Source organism: Arthrobacter subterraneus (assembly GCF_900099735.1).
In the GTDB taxonomy this organism is placed as follows: domain Bacteria; phylum Actinomycetota; class Actinomycetes; order Actinomycetales; family Micrococcaceae; genus Arthrobacter_D; species Arthrobacter_D subterraneus.
The window spans coordinates 1-14,693 of sequence record NZ_FNDT01000015.1 but is presented as its reverse complement, the minus strand read 5'-3'; the positions used below and the strand labels follow the sequence as shown (position 1 = coordinate 14,693).

Annotated in this window: 11 protein-coding genes and 1 pseudogene; 9 read left to right on the top strand and 3 right to left on the bottom strand. The window is 66.0% G+C overall.

Annotated features, from left to right (window positions below; genetic code table 11):
* Positions 1-3: 3 nt before the first annotated feature.
* A complete protein-coding gene (locus BLS52_RS14015) occupies positions 4-288 on the bottom strand; it encodes a hypothetical protein (protein WP_090587542.1) in 285 nt (94 codons plus the stop codon).
* Positions 289-519: 231 nt separating this feature from the next.
* Between BLS52_RS14015 and BLS52_RS14010 the strand changes: the two genes are divergently transcribed.
* From BLS52_RS14010 to allB, 6 genes and pseudogenes are all read left to right on the top strand, one after another.
* Positions 520-1,464, top strand: coding sequence for a type IV toxin-antitoxin system AbiEi family antitoxin domain-containing protein (locus BLS52_RS14010; RefSeq protein ID WP_090587540.1), 945 nt, complete (start codon positions 520-522; stop codon positions 1,462-1,464).
* Positions 1,465-1,657: 193 nt separating this feature from the next.
* A complete protein-coding gene (locus BLS52_RS14005; RefSeq protein WP_026544959.1) occupies positions 1,658-2,446 on the top strand; it encodes a hydroxypyruvate isomerase family protein in 789 nt (262 codons plus the stop codon).
* Between the two features lie 70 nt (positions 2,447-2,516).
* Positions 2,517-3,392: a 2-hydroxy-3-oxopropionate reductase gene (locus BLS52_RS14000; RefSeq protein ID WP_090587538.1), complete on the top strand. Its 876-nt coding sequence runs from the start codon at positions 2,517-2,519 to the stop codon at positions 3,390-3,392.
* 85 nt (positions 3,393-3,477) lie between these two features.
* Positions 3,478-5,256, top strand: a complete 1,779-nt coding sequence (gene gcl / locus BLS52_RS13995; RefSeq protein WP_090587537.1) for a glyoxylate carboligase — start codon at positions 3,478-3,480, stop codon at positions 5,254-5,256.
* A 20-nt stretch (positions 5,257-5,276) separates the two neighbouring features.
* Positions 5,277-6,437 (top strand): annotated as a pseudogene (locus tag BLS52_RS13990) (glycerate kinase).
* A complete protein-coding gene (allB, locus tag BLS52_RS13985) occupies positions 6,418-7,761 on the top strand; it encodes an allantoinase AllB (protein ID WP_026544962.1) in 1,344 nt (447 codons plus the stop codon). The pseudogene BLS52_RS13990 and the gene allB overlap by 20 nt, the downstream one beginning before the upstream one ends.
* Positions 7,762-7,943: 182 nt before the next feature.
* Here the strand turns inward: allB and bcp are convergent, their stop codons facing one another.
* Positions 7,944-8,414: a thioredoxin-dependent thiol peroxidase gene (bcp, locus tag BLS52_RS13980; RefSeq protein ID WP_090587535.1), complete on the bottom strand. Its 471-nt coding sequence runs from the start codon at positions 8,412-8,414 to the stop codon at positions 7,944-7,946.
* A gap of 159 nt (positions 8,415-8,573) precedes the next feature.
* On the opposite strand from bcp, the gene BLS52_RS13975 reads away from it, so the two are divergent.
* The 3 genes from BLS52_RS13975 (at position 8,574) to BLS52_RS13965 (ending at position 12,043) form a co-directional block, all read left to right on the top strand.
* Positions 8,574-9,419 carry an HpcH/HpaI aldolase/citrate lyase family protein gene (locus BLS52_RS13975; protein ID WP_026544964.1) on the top strand — a complete coding sequence of 282 codons (846 nt, stop codon included), beginning with the start codon at positions 8,574-8,576 and terminating at the stop codon, positions 9,417-9,419.
* 343 nt (positions 9,420-9,762) lie between these two features.
* Positions 9,763-11,292: an NCS1 family nucleobase:cation symporter-1 gene (locus BLS52_RS13970; RefSeq protein ID WP_175460181.1), complete on the top strand. Its 1,530-nt coding sequence runs from the start codon at positions 9,763-9,765 to the stop codon at positions 11,290-11,292.
* 16 nt (positions 11,293-11,308) lie between these two features.
* Positions 11,309-12,043, top strand: coding sequence for an aspartate/glutamate racemase family protein (locus BLS52_RS13965; RefSeq protein ID WP_090587532.1), 735 nt, complete (start codon positions 11,309-11,311; stop codon positions 12,041-12,043).
* A 75-nt stretch (positions 12,044-12,118) separates the two neighbouring features.
* Here BLS52_RS13965 and BLS52_RS13960 read toward each other — a convergent pair.
* On the bottom strand, positions 12,119-14,693 hold a 2,575-nt coding region (locus BLS52_RS13960; RefSeq protein WP_090587531.1), incomplete at its 5' end, for a pyruvate carboxylase.

Genomic DNA, 14,693 nt, shown 5'->3' with positions numbered 1-14,693 from the left:
CGGCTACCGTTCTTCGGCTGCCGGACCTTCGTTGCGTTCCCGGTTGCGCTCCTCGGCGCGGCGCCGGAAATACCGCCGCGCGGGTCCGGCCCAGGACAGGATGAGGATGATCGTGAAGAGGTTGTTCGCGAGTCCGCCGAGCACCTGAAACGGCACGATCTGCACCAATGCCGTGATCACCAGCACGCCCAGGAGCACGGTCTTTACCGCCTTCAGCGCCTGCGCGCTCAACGGCTTTGGCCACTCGAGCGTTGCCGTCACTTCTTCATGCCTGTCCGCGCGCTGCATCGGTCCCCTTTCCTCCCTTAAGGTTAGCGCGCTGACGGCCCTCGCGCGGCAGGCGACCCTTGAACGTGCAGGTCCTTCAGCGTGCAGAAACTGCCGGGAGGCGCAAACCCGCCGGTTCGAAGCGGCGCTCCTGCACCTCCGGGCAGTTTCTGCGATCGAGTCTTCGGCGGCTTTTCCACATACGCGCAGTTTCACCAGCCCGCGGCCGCCGGAACGCATCAACCTGAGAGGGTGCAATCACTTGACTGGCTTACCGGGAGCAGCGGGCTATGGCTCACCGACGTACTCATGGACCGGGGGCTCACGAAGCGAAACATCCAGGCCCTGGTGAAGTCGGGCCGGTTGGTGAGGCTCCGGCGCGGCTGCTATATGGCGGCGGCCGCCTGGAAGAAGTTGTCGTCGGACGACCGCGCTTTCCGGTTGATTCACGCTCACCGCCACGCAACGGTGGCCACCGGTTCAGGCTCCGGAACCTACAGCCATACGTCTGCTGCCCGCGCCCATCAGCTTTACCTGTGGGAGGTGGACTCGCTGATCCACCTGACGCAGCCGTCAAACATCTCGTCCACCAGCCACGCGCCGGACGTCCGGAATCACCAGGCACGGCTGGAGCCAGATGACGTGGTACTGGTAGGCAACCTTCCGGTCACCTCCCTTGAGCGCACCGTGGTGGACTGCGCACGCATACTGCCGTTCAGGCAGGGGCTGGTCATCGCTGAACACGGCCTTCAGAAGGGCGCCAGCGAGGACCTGATGTGGAGGAGCATTGAACAACTCATCGGCCATAAGGGTGTGGCCCGGGCGCGGAAGGTGATGGCCCATGCCAGTTCCCTCTCGGAGTCTCCCGGTGAAACCCTCACCTGGTACTTCCTCCACAAAATGCGCCTGCCGATGCCGGTGCAGCAACTTCGGGTCCCGACGCGGAACGGAGCGCACCGGTTGGACTTCGCGTGGAAGGACATCAAGCTCGCCCTCGAGTTTGACGGCCGGACGAAATACTTCGACTACGCACCCACCAGCGAGGTGCTCTTCCAGGAACGACGACGGGAGAAAGCCCTGATGGAGGAAGGTTGGACGTTCATCCGCATCGAGTGGAAGGACCTCTTCGACGAGGGTCGCCTCAAGAAGCGCGTTCTGGATGCGATCGCCCGGGCGGAGGCCAGGAAGGCAGCCTGACGCCCCACACCGTTCACCCACCCGAGCCGCAGAAACTGCCCGGAGGTGCAAAGCCGCCGATTCGAAGCGGCGCTCCTGCACCTCCGGGCAGTTTCTGCGGAGGAACCGGTTGACGCACACCACATTCAGCGCCTACCATTTCATTAGACAGAAAGTAAGTTCCACATTACGGAATCAAGCACAAGGATCGATGATGACCTACACCGTGAACTGCTCCATCCTCCTCACCGAGCTGCCCCTGCTGGAACGGCCTGCCGCGGCGAAGAAGGCGGGCTTCGACGCCGTCGAGTTCTGGTGGCCGTTCAGCACCTCCACGCCGTCGGACGCAGACCTCCAGGCTTTCGAGAGTGCCATCACCGACGCCGGGGTCCAGCTCACCGGTCTCAACTTCAACGCCGGAGACATGCCCGGCGGCGACAGGGGCCTGGTGTCCTGGCCGGAGCGGCAGGAGGACTTCCGGGCCAACGTGCCGGTCGTCGTCGGGATCGGTGAGCGGCTGGGCTGCAAAGCCTTCAACGCGCTGTACGGAAACCGAATCGACGGCGTCAGCCCCGAGGAACAGGACGCCGTCGCCGTCGAGAACCTGGCCTTCGCCGCAGATGCGGTGGCAGCCATCGGCGGAACGGTCCTCCTAGAGCCGGTGAGCGGAGCAGACCGGTACCCGCTGCTCACCGCCCAGGACGCGCTGAACGTCATCTCGAAGACGGGAAAGAGCAACATCAAGTTCCTCGCGGACTTCTACCACCTTGCTGTCAACGGCGACGACGTCCCGCAGGTCATCGAGAACCACGCCAAGGACTTCGGCCACATCCAAATCGCCGACGCTCCCGGCCGCGGAGCCCCCGGCAGCGGAAACCTTCCGCTCGGCGAGTGGATCGCCCGCAGCCGCGAACTCGGCTACGAAGGGCCTATCGGCCTCGAATACAAAGCCGCACAGGACGAGGCGTTCACCTGGACCATCCGCGAACACGCCTCCCGCTAACCCGAACCCCGCAAGCCCGGCCAGGCAACCCGGCGGCCGGGCCCGCCACAGATCTCAAAGGACAGACAGAATGAGCAACGTAACAGTCATCGGACTCGGCATCATGGGCCTGCCCATGGCCATCAACCTCGTCAAGGCCGGTTACACCGTCACCGGGTTCAACCGCAGCTCCGACAAAATGGACAAGCTCGTCGCCGAGGGCGGCTCAGCGGCAGCCGGCATTGCAGAAGCAGTGAAGGATGCCGACGTCGTCATCACCATGGTGCCGGACTCGCCGGACGTCGAGGGCGTGGTGACCGGCAGCGACGGCGTTTTCGCCAACGCGAAGAAGGGCGCGCTCTGGATCGACGCGAGCAGCATTCGCCCCGATGTGGCGGTCGAGCTTTCCAAGCAGGCCCGCGACGCAGGCCTCCGCCCCCTGGACGCACCCGTATCCGGCGGTGAACAGGGCGCCATCGACGGGGCCCTCTCGATCATGGTCGGCGGCGAGAAGGAAGACTTCGACGCCGCACAGGACGTACTCAACGCCGTCGGAAAGACCATCGTCCATGTTGGACCCTCCGGCTCCGGACAGACCGTCAAGGCAGCCAACCAGCTCATCGTGGCCGTCAACATCGGCGCACTCTCCGAAGCGATCGTTTTCCTCGAGGCCTACGGCGTGGACACCGACGCCGCCCTCAAGGTCCTTGGCGGCGGTCTTGCCGGCTCCAAGGTGCTCGACCAGAAGGGCCAGAAGATGCTGGACCGCAACTTCGACCCGGGCTTCCGCCTGGCCCTCCACCACAAGGATCTCGGCATTGTCACCTCAGCCGCCCGCGAAGCCGGCGTCGCCACCCCACTGGGTGCCGTCGTCGCGCAGTTGGTTGCCTCGCTCGTCAACACGGGCGACGGCGGCCTGGACCACTCCGGCCTCTTCAAGCTGATCAACCAGCTGTCCGGCAAATAAACCCAACTTTCGTGCAGATCAGGCGAGCCGACGACGTCGTTAGTCGCCTTATCTGCCCAAAACTTCACTGAAGTAGGAGCACACCATGCCTAAAATGCGCGCTGTTGACGCAGCCGTTGCAATCCTGGAGAAGGAGGGCGCCACCACGGCGTTCGGCCTGCCCGGAGCAGCAATCAACCCTTTCTATTCCGCGATGCGGGCCCACGGCGGCATCCATCACGTCCTCGCCCGCCACGTTGAGGGCGCCTCGCACATGGCCGAAGGCTTCACCCGGGCAAAGCCCGGCAACATCGGCGTCTGTATCGGCACCTCCGGTCCCGCCGGGACGGACATGATCACCGGTCTCTACTCGGCCATGGCGGATTCGATCCCCATCCTCTGCATCACCGGCCAGGCTCCCGTGGCCAAGCTGCACAAGGAAGACTTCCAGGCCGTGGACATCGCCTCGATCGCAGGCCCCGTCACCAAGATGGCCGTCACCGTGATGGAGGCCGGCCAGGTTCCCGGTACCTTCCAGAAGGCGTTCTACGAAATGCGCACCGGCCGCCCCGGACCCGTGCTCATCGACCTGCCGATCGACGTCCAGCAGACCGAGATCGAGTTCGACCCCGACACCTACGAACCCCTCCAGGTCCACAAGCCCGCTGCCACGCGCAGGCAGCTCGAGAAGGCGCTGGACATGCTGACGGCCGCGGAAAGGCCGCTCATCGTCGCCGGCGGCGGCATCATCAACGCCAACGCCTCCGAGCAGCTGGTGGAGCTCGCCGAACTGCTGCACATCCCCGTCATCCCCACCCTGATGGGCTGGGGCACCATCCCCGATGACCACGAGCTCATGGCCGGCATGGTGGGCCTGCAGACCTCGCACCGCTACGGCAACGCGACCATGCTGGAGTCCGACTTCGTCATCGGCATCGGCAACCGCTGGGCCAACCGCCACACGGGCGCCCTGGACGTCTACACCAGGGGACGCAAGTTTGTTCACATCGACATCGAACCCACGCAGATCGGCCGCGTCTTCGCACCGGATTACGGAATAGTGTCCGACGCCGGTGCAGCCCTGAGCGGTCTGGTCGAGATCGCGCGTGAACGCAAGGAACAGCAGGGCCTGCCGGACTGGGGCGCCTGGGTGAAGGACTGCGCACAGCGGAAGTCCACCATGCAGCGCAAGACCAACTTCACCAACGTTCCGGTCAAGCCGCAGCGTGTGTACCAGGAGATGAACCGCGCGTTCGGCCGGGACACCCGTTACGTCTCGACCATCGGCCTCTCGCAGATTGCAGGCGCCCAGTTCCTCCACGTGTACGAGGCCCGCAACTGGATCAACTGCGGCCAGGCAGGGCCGCTCGGCTGGACCGCACCGGCTGCGATCGGCGTAGCCCAGGCGAGCCCGGGGGAGACCGTCGTTGCCCTGTCCGGTGACTACGATTTCCAGTTCATGATCGAGGAACTGGCCGTCGGCGCCCAGTTCCAGCTGCCGTACATCCACGTGGTGGTCAACAACTCCTACCTGGGCCTCATCCGCCAGGCCCAGCGCGGGTTCGAGATGGACTACCATGTGTCGCTGGCCTTCGAGAACGTGAACGCTCCGGAGCTGGACGGCTACGGCGTGGACCACATCAAGGTTGCCGAGGGCCTGGGCTGCAAGGCGATCCGCGTCCGCGAGGCCGACGATCTGCAGGCCGCGTTCGAGAAGGCCCGCGCGCTGATGCAGGAGTACCGGGTGCCGGTGGTTGTCGAGGTCATCCTCGAACGCGTCACCAACATCTCGATGGGTGCCGCCGGGATCGACGCGATCAACGAGTTCGAGGAGCTCGCTGAAGCCGCGGATGACGCCCCCACCGCCATCTCCCTGCTGGTCTAGAGGGCTGGTTCAATAGCGTCATGCGAATCGTCATTGCACCGGACAAGTTCAAGGGATCCCTGACCGCTCCGCAGGTCGCGGCCCATCTCAGGGCCGGGCTGCTGGCGGCGGACCCGGCGCTGAGCGTCGACGTTGTCCCGGTGGCCGACGGCGGTGAGGGCACGCTGGATGCGGCCCTTGCCGCCGGTTTCACCCTGCACACGGCAGTGGTTTCCGGGCCCACCGGCGAGCGGATCGAGGCGCCGCTCGCGATCCGTGGTACCACTGCGGTGATCGAGATGGCGCTCGCGTCCGGCCTGGCTGTCCTTCCCGGCGGAGTGCTGAAGGCCCGCGAAGCCTCCAGCCGCGGGACCGGGGAACTCATCCGGTACGCGCTTGACGAGGGCTGCACCAGCATTGTGCTCGGCGTCGGCGGCAGCGCCAACACGGACGGCGGCGCCGGGATGCTGACCGGGCTCGGCGCCGTCCTGCTGGACGACGCCGGCAATCCGCTTCCCCCCGGAGGCGGCGCACTGGCGGACCTTGCCCGGATCGACCTGTTTGGTCTCGATCCCCGCCTCGCCAACGCGGCATTCGTCCTGGCGTCCGACGTGGACAATCCGCTGCTCGGGCCCAACGGCGCCGCAGCGGTCTTCGGCCCCCAGAAGGGAGCAACGCCCGACGACGTCGCCCACCTGGACCGCTCCCTCGCCCGCTTCGTCGACATGCTCGCAAAGGAACTCGGGTCGCGCGTCCGTGCGGCCGCCGACGCTCCCGGGGCCGGCGCCGCAGGCGGCGTGGGCTACGCAGCCCTCGCCGTACTGGACGCGGAGCGCAGGCCGGGCATCGACGTCGTGCTTGAACTGACGGGACTGGCAGGCAGGCTCGAGGACGCACGCCTGGTGATCACCGGTGAAGGCAGCCTGGATGAGCAGAGCCTTGGCGGGAAAACGCCGCTCGGCGTGGCGACAGCGGCAGGAAACATCCCGGTGATCGCGGTCTGCGGCGGACCACGCTTACGCAGGCACAGGCGGCGGAGGCCGGGTTCGAGGCCGTGTACGCACTTACGGACCTGGAACCCGACGTCGCGAAGTGCATTGCTCACGCCGGACCGTTGCTTGAGCAGGTAGGCCAAAATATTGCCGCCCACATAGGCGTGGGCGCCGGAAAAGGAGGAAAACCATGAGTACCGAAACCTATGACCTGGTGATCCGTGGCGAACGCATCCTCACGACGGCTGGCATTGCGCCGCGTGAGGTCGGCGTCCGGAACGGCGTCATTGTGGCGATGGAGCCGCTGGGCAACGGGCTCGATGGGGCCACGGTCGTTGAACTGGCCCCCGATGAAACGCTGATCCCGGGACTCGTCGACTCCCACGTGCACGTCAACGAGCCGGGGCGCACGGAGTGGGAGGGCTTCGCGTCCGCCACAAAGGCGGCCGCTGCCGGAGGCGTCACCACCATCATCGACATGCCGTTGAACAGCATCCCGCCCACCGTGAACGTGGATGCGCTCCAGCAGAAACGGGCGGCAGCGGAAACCCAGGCGTTCGTCGACGTCGGCTTCTGGGGCGGCGCCATTCCCGGGAACAAGGCAGACCTGCGCCCGCTCCACGACGAGGGTGTCTTCGGATTCAAGTGCTTCCTGCTCCACTCGGGTGTGGACGAGTTCCCGCACCTCGAAGCTGACGAGATGGAAGCGGACATGGCGGAGCTGAAGACCTTCGACTCCCTCATGATCGTCCACGCAGAGGATTCCCGGGCCATCGACCGGGCACCGTCCGCGGAGGGCGACCAGTACTCGAAGTTCCTTGCGTCACGACCGCGCGGCGCGGAGAACGTGGCCATCGCCGAGGTTATTGAGCGGGCCCGCTGGACGGGGGCGAGGGCGCACATCCTGCACCTGTCGTCGTCGGACGCGCTGCCCATGATCGCTTCAGCCAGGCGCGACGGCGTCAACCTCACGGTCGAGACGTGCCCGCACTACCTGACCCTGTTGTCGGAGGAGATCCCCAACGGCGCGACGGCGTTCAAATGCTGCCCGCCCATCCGCGAGGCCTCGAACCGGGAGCTGCTGTGGCAGGGCCTGATCGACGGGACAATCGACTGCATCGTCTCCGACCATTCACCGTCAACCCTGGACCTGAAGGACCTCGAAAACGGTGACTTCGGCGTCGCCTGGGGCGGGGTCTCCTCGCTGCAGCTCGGGCTATCGCTGATCTGGTCCGAGGCCAGGAAGCGGGGGCTTCCGCTGGAACAGGTTGTGGAGTGGATGTCGGCCCGCCCGGCGGCCATCGCCCGGCTGCAGCGCAAGGGCAAGCTGGCACTGGGATACGACGCCGATTTCTCCGTCTTTGCGCCGGACGAGACCTTCGTGGTCGACGTCCACAAACTCCACCACAAGAATCCCATCTCGCCGTATGCGGGCAAGGCGCTCTCCGGCGTCGTGCGTTCCACCTACCTGCGCGGTGAAGTGCTGGACCTCGAGAAGCCAACCGGGCGCCTGCTCCGCCGCGGCGCAGCCTGAACCCCACAATCCTGCATCGACCGGGCGGATGAAGCCACGTTGTCCGCGTGAGACCCCACCCGCCCGCCCGATGCGCCAACACTCCGGAAGGGTGCTAGCACGTCCATCCGGGAACGCAGAAGGCCCTCCCTCTTTAGCCAGGGGAGGGCCTTTTGCGCGTGACCCCGCAAGGGTGGAACGGGTCAGGCGACGCTCAGCTGCTCCCGCAGGCGTGCCACGTGGCCCTTCGCGTCCACACCGTACTCGGCGTGCTCAACCGTTCCATCCGGACCCACAACGATGGTTGACCGGATGATGCCGACGGTGGTTTGACCGTTCCGCTCCCGTTCGCCGTACGCGCCCCACGCCTTCGCGACCGCGTTGTCCACGTCGGAGAGGAGCGGGTAGGCAAGACCGTGGTTGCTCGTGAACGCAGCCAGCTCCTCCGGCGTATCGGGCGAGATGCCCACAACACTGAAGCCTGCGCCCTGCAGCGACGCCAGGTTGTCGCGGAAGTCGCACGCCTCGGTGGTGCAGCCCGGCGTTTCCGCCTTGGGGTAGAAGTAGACAACAACGCTGCGGTCCCGGAACTCTGCCAGGCTCACCGGCTGGCCGTCGGCGTCAGGAAGCGTGAACGATGGAGCCGGATCTCCAACTGTGAGGTGGTTGCTCATGGGTTGGTCCTTTCATCTGGTGATAATCACTTACTGTATTGCGAAAACTTACGCAGGAAGGCCGAAGGGCGGCCAAAAGACTTTTTTGGTCGTAGTGTTTACCGTCCTCCACGGCCCGGCGGTGGATTACGACGACGCCGGTTGCGTAAGGTTCTAGGTATGGCTCCCCTTCGCAATAGCCGCGCTGCCGCGCTTCCCGCCAAGCTGTCCCGCTCCTGGCTGCTCGCCTCCGCTGCGTCGGAGTCAAACTTCGCCCCCGCACTGGCATCCGAAGCGGATTCAGTGGTCTTCGACATTGAGGACGCGGTGCCGGCGCCATCGAAGGCAGAAGCACGCGAGCGGGTTGTCGAGGCCCTCTCCACCGGCATGACAGCCTGGGTGCGCGTCAATGGTATCGAAACCGACTACTGGGCTGACGATCTCGCCGCCCTGTCCAGGGCGCCCGGGCTCCGCGGAGTCATGCTCGCCATGACGGAAAAGCCCGAGCAGGTCACCCACACCGCCATGCGCCTGCAGGCGGGCACCCCGGTGCTCGCGCTCGTCGAATCAGCCCTCGGTATCGAGAACGCCACAGCGATCGCCAGCGCCCCCGGCACCTTCCGCCTCGCCTTCGGCGTGGGCGACTTCCGCCGGGACACCGGCGCCTCGGATGACCCGATGGCCCTGGCCTATGCCCGCGCCAAGCTGGTAGTCGCCTCCCGTGTGGGCCAGCTGCCCGGCCCCATCGACGGACCGACTGTCGGAGCGCTGGGCGAGGATCTCCTGGAGGCGTGCAAGGTCACCGCATCTATGGGGATGACCGGCAAGCTGTGCCTCCGCCCGGAGGCCGCGGACACCATCAACAAGGGCCTCTCGCCAAGCGAGTCCGAGATCCAGTGGGCGCACGAACTTCTCGACGCGCACGCTTCCGGTGCGGTGGTCGGTGATGGCTCCTACCTGCCGCGCCTGGCCCGAGCGCAGAAGATCTCCTCGCTGGCAGACTCCTACGGACTCTGGAACGCCTAAGGGCTCACCGCCGTACCTTTCCCGGGGTAACCTCCCGCCCAAATCGCGGGGGTCCCTATCGCCCTCGAGCGGGCTGCCCGCATCCCATCAGCGGATGCGGGCTTTTTTACATCATTCCACCATATGGAAATACGGTTCCCCCTTGCGGAATAACTTCAACCGCTCTACGCTTATTGTGATCGCTCGACGGTGAGCGTCGTCACAGTCTCACGGGCACATCGGATGCCCACCGGCATCGCAGGGCACCCACACGGTGCCGTCGTCGTCGAACCCCACCGGTCACCAAAGCTTGACCGCCCTACCATCCGGCGCAACGATGCGCCCAGGACAGAACAGGCAGACTATGAAAGTCGATCCCGCACCGGCAATAACGGAAGAAGTTGCCGCCGCCGCTGAAGCCAATGCACGAGCGCAGTCTGAAGGACTCGCCGCCGTCAGCCCGCGGCTCTATAACCAGGACCTCGCACCCACCAAACGCGAAGGCCGCAAATGGACCAGCTACAGCATCTTCACGCTGTGGGCCAATGACGTACACAGCCTTGGAAACTACGCCTTCGCCATCGGGCTGTTTGCCCTTGGCCTCGGCGGTTGGCAGATCCTGCTCGCGCTCGGCGTCGGCGCTGTGCTGCTCTTCCTTCTGCTGAACCTCTCGGGCTATATGGGAGTCAAGACCGGCATCCCCTTCCCCGTGATGAGCCGGATCAGTTTCGGAATCCACGGAGCACAGATTGCGGCCATCCTGCGCGGCGGCGTAGCCATCGTCTGGTTCGGCGTCCAGACCTACCTCGCGTCAGTCGTCTTCCGGGTCCTGCTCATCGCAGTGTTCCCGGGGCTTGCCGGCCTCGACGCCGACAACATCCTCGGGCTCTCGACACTGGGCTGGTTCGCATTCATCTCCCTGTGGATCGTCCAGGTGGTCATTGTCAGCTACGGCATGGAGATGATCAGGAAGTATGAGGCCTTCGCCGGCCCGGTCATCCTGTTCACCTTCGCTGCGCTGGCGGTCTGGATGCTGATCGAAGCCGGCGGCTCCATCGCGTTCACAACGGACCAGAGCCTGGGCGGTGCCGAGATGTGGGTCGCGATCTTCGGCGGCGGTGCTTTGTGGGTGGCCATCTACGGCACCTTCGTGCTCAACTTCTGCGACTTCACCCGGTCCGCGGTCTCGAAGCAGGCCGTCACGCGCGGCAACTTCTGGGGTATCCCCATCAACATGATGCTCTTCGGGGCCATCGTGGTGGTACTCGCCGGTGCGCAGTTCACCATCAACGGAACCATCATCACCAGCCCGGCGGACATCGTCCAGACCATCCCCAGCACCTTCCTGTTGGTGCTCGCCTGCCTTTCCCTGCTCATCCTCACCATCGCGGTCAACCTGATGGCCAACTTTGTGGCCCCGGTCTACATGCTGGCCAACCTGTTCCCGAAGTACCTGAACTTCCGCAAGGCCGGGATCATCAGCGCGGTCATCGGACTGGTCATCCTGCCCTGGAATCTCTACAACAACCCGGTGGTCATCGTGTACTTCCTCGGTGGTCTCGGAGCGGTCCTCGGCCCGCTGTTCGGCGTGGTGATGGCTGACTACTGGCTCATCCGGCGCAGCCGGGTCAACGTCCCCGACCTCTACACGGAAAACCCATCCGGCGCCTACTTCTACCGGCGCGGATACAACACCAAGGCCATCACCGCGCTGATCCCCTCGTCCCTGATCGCCATCCTGATCGCCTTCATCCCGTACCTGTCAGCGGCTGCACCGTTCTCCTGGTTCTTCGGCGCAGGCATAGCGGCGCTGGTGTACTACTTCATCGCGGACCGGGACAGGACGTTCGAAGACGTCTCAGGGGAACCCATCGCCGTTTCCAGCGTCCACTAGAGAGCGGAAGAAACCCATGAGAATCCTTGTCGTCAACGTCAACACCACCCAGTCCATGACCGACTCCATCGGTGCGCAGGCACGGGCCGCGGCGGCGCCGGGCACCGAGATTGTGCCGCTGACCCCCGAATTCGGTGCCGAATCCGTGGAGGGAAACTTCGAAAGCTACCTCGCCGCAGTTGCCGTCATGCACACTGTGCGTTCCTATCCGGAGCCGTTCGACGCCGTCGTCCAGGCCGGCTACGGCGAGCACGGACGGGAAGGCCTGCAGGAGCTTCTCGACGTGCCGGTCGTGGACATCACGGAGGCCGCGGCGAGCACCGCCATGTTCCTCGGGCACAAATACTCCGTGGTCACCACGCTCGACCGCGCGGTTCCGCTCATCGAGGACCGGCTGAAACTGGCGGGGCTGTCGGACCGGTGCGCATCCGTGCGAGCCAGCGGGCTGGCGGTCCTCGAGTTGGAGGAGGATCCTGCGGGGGCTGTCGAGGCGATCGTGCGGCAGGCCGAACTGGCGGTGTCAGAGGACAAGGCCGAGGTGATCGTCCTGGGCTGCGGCGGAATGGCCGGCCTCGACGAGCAGATCCGTCTCCGCGCCGGCGTGCCCGTGGTGGACGGGGTGAGCTCCGCCGTCGTGATTGCTGAAGGTTTGGTGCGGCTGGGACTGACCACCTCCAAGGTGCGCACCTTCGCCCCGCCGCGGCCGAAGCGCGTCACCGGGTTCCCACTGAACCTGGCGGTGGGCGTCTAGTCATTCTGTCCCTCCGCTCGATCAAGATGGAGGCCGTCGTGCCGGATCCAGCGCAGTTTGCGGCGCAGCCGCTGGTTACTTCGGGTCGATCACCAGGAGGAGGTCTCCGCCCTGTGCCTGTTCGATGGTGCTGATGGCCAGCCGCTTGATGGTTCCGCCCACGGTGGTGGTGATGCCGGCTTCCATCTTCATCGCTTCGATGGTTGCCACGGTGTCACCGGCCTGCACGGTGTCGCCTTCGGCTACGCCGAGGGTCACTGCCCCGGCGAACGGCGCGGCGACGTGGCCCGGCTGCGCCGGGTCGGCCTTCTCCGCTGCCTTCACGTCGGTGTGGACACTGCGGTCCCGCACGACGACGGGGCGCATCTGCCCGTTCAGCGTGCACATGACCGTGCGCATGCCGCGTTCATCGGCGTCCGAGACCGCTTCGAGAGTGGCGATGAGACGCACACCCTTTTCGAGCTGGATGACGTGCTCGCTGCCCTGCTGCAGCCCGTACAGGTAGTCGCGGGTGTCCAGGACGGACACGTCGCCGAAGGTGTGGCGGGTGGTCTGGAAGTCCCTGGTGGGACCCTCGAAGAGCAGCCGGTTGAGCGTGGCACGGCGGGTCGCGGAGTCGCCGTCCAGTGCCTGCTGGTCCTCGGCGCTGAGCTCAGCGTCGCGGACCTTGACGGTGCGACCCTGAAGAGCCTTGGTGCGGAACGGCTCCGGCCATCCTCCGGGAGGGTCGCCGAGTTCGCCGCTGAGGAAACCGATCACGGAGTCCGGGATGTCGTACTTCTGCGGGTTCTCCTCGAACGCCGCCGGCTCCACGTTGGACCCGACGAGCTGCAGGGCGAGATCGCCGACCACCTTGGAGGACGGAGTGACTTTTACCAGGCGCCCGAGCATCCGGTCCGCCGCTGTGTACATGTCCTCAACCGCCTCGAACCGCTCGCCAAGACCCAGGGCGATGGCTTGCTGGCGGAGGTTGGAGAGCTGCCCGCCGGGGATCTCGTGACGGTAGACCCGCCCGGTGGGCCCGGGCAGGCCGGACTCGAAGGGCGCGTAGACGCGGCGCACTGCTTCCCAGTACGGCTCAAGGGAGCTGACGTTTTCCAGCGACATGCCGGTGTCACGGTCGGTGTGCGCAAGGGCCGCGACCAGAGCCGAGGCCGAGGGTTGGCTGGTGGTACCGGCCAGTGAGGCGCTGGCGACGTCGACGGCGTCGACTCCGGCGTTGGAGGCGGCCAGAAGGGTGGCCAGCTGGCCTCCCGCGGTGTCGTGCGTGTGCAGGTGCACCGGAAGGTCGAACCGGTCACGCAGGGCGGTAACGAGTTTGGCTGCCGCGGCCGGTCGCAGCAGGCCTGCCATGTCCTTGATGGCGAGGATGTGCGCCCCGGCGTCGACGATGCGCTGGGCGAGGTCGAGGTAGTAATCCAGCGTGTAAAGCTTTTCCTCGGGGTCCAGCATGTCCGAGGTGTAGCACAGCGCCACTTCAGCGACCGCGGTGCCGGTTTCGCGGACTGCGCGGATGGCCGGTTCCATCTGCGACACATCGTTGAGCGCGTCGAAGATACGGAAGATGTCGATTCCCGTGGCTGCGGCTTCCTGCACAAAGGCCTTGGTGACCGCCTCCGGGTACGGGGTGTAACCGACGGTGTTGCGTCCGCGCAGCAGCATCTGCAGGCAGATGTTCGGCATCTCCGCGCGCAGGGCAGCGAGCCGCTCCCACGGGTCCTCACCCAGGAAGCGCAGTGCGACGTCGTAGGTTGCACCGCCCCACGCCTCCACCGACAGCAGGTCCGGCATTTTGGCGGACACGGCCTTGCCCGCGGCGACAAGATCCCGGGTGCGCACGCGGGTGGCCAGCAGTGACTGGTGCGCGTCGCGGAACGTGGTGTCCGTGACGGCCAGGGCTGTCTGCGCCCGCAGCTCGGCCGCGAAGCCCTCCGGCCCGAGTTCCTGCAGCCGCTGACGGCTTCCGGGCCGCTGCTCTGCCTCGGTGACCGCCGGGAGCTTCTCCGCCGGGTCCAGCTCGACGGTGAGCTCACCATGGGGCTTGTTGACGGTAACGTCGGCGAGCCAGTTCAGCAGTTTGGTTCCACGGTCGGCTGGAACGCGCGCGGTGAGCAGTTCGGGGCGCTCGTCGATGAAGGAGGTGGCCACGTTGCCTGCGATGAAGTCCGGGTCATCGAGGACGGCCTGCAGGAAGGAGATGTTGGTGGACACTCCGCGCACCCGGAACTCGGCCAGGGCACGCCGTGCCCGGCGCACAGCCGACTCGTAGTCCCTGCCCCGGCAGGTGAGCTTCACCAGCATCGAGTCGAAGTGCGGGCTGATTTCCGCTCCCGCGTACACGGTGCCGCCGTCCAGCCGGACGCCCGCACCGCCGGCGGAACGATAGGCGGTGATTTTTCCGACGTCGGGGCGGAATCCGTTCGCCGGGTCCTCGGTGGTGATGCGGGACTGCAGCGCAGCGCCGCGGAGCCGGACGGAGTCCTGGGACAGACCGAGATCCGCCAGCGTCTCCCCCGCGGCGATTCGCAGCTGCGACTGCACCAGGTCCACGTCGGTGACCTCCTCGGTCACTGTGTGCTCCACCTGGATGCGCGGGTTCATCTCGATGAACACGTGCTGCCCGGCCCGTTCGCCCACGGTGTCCACGAGG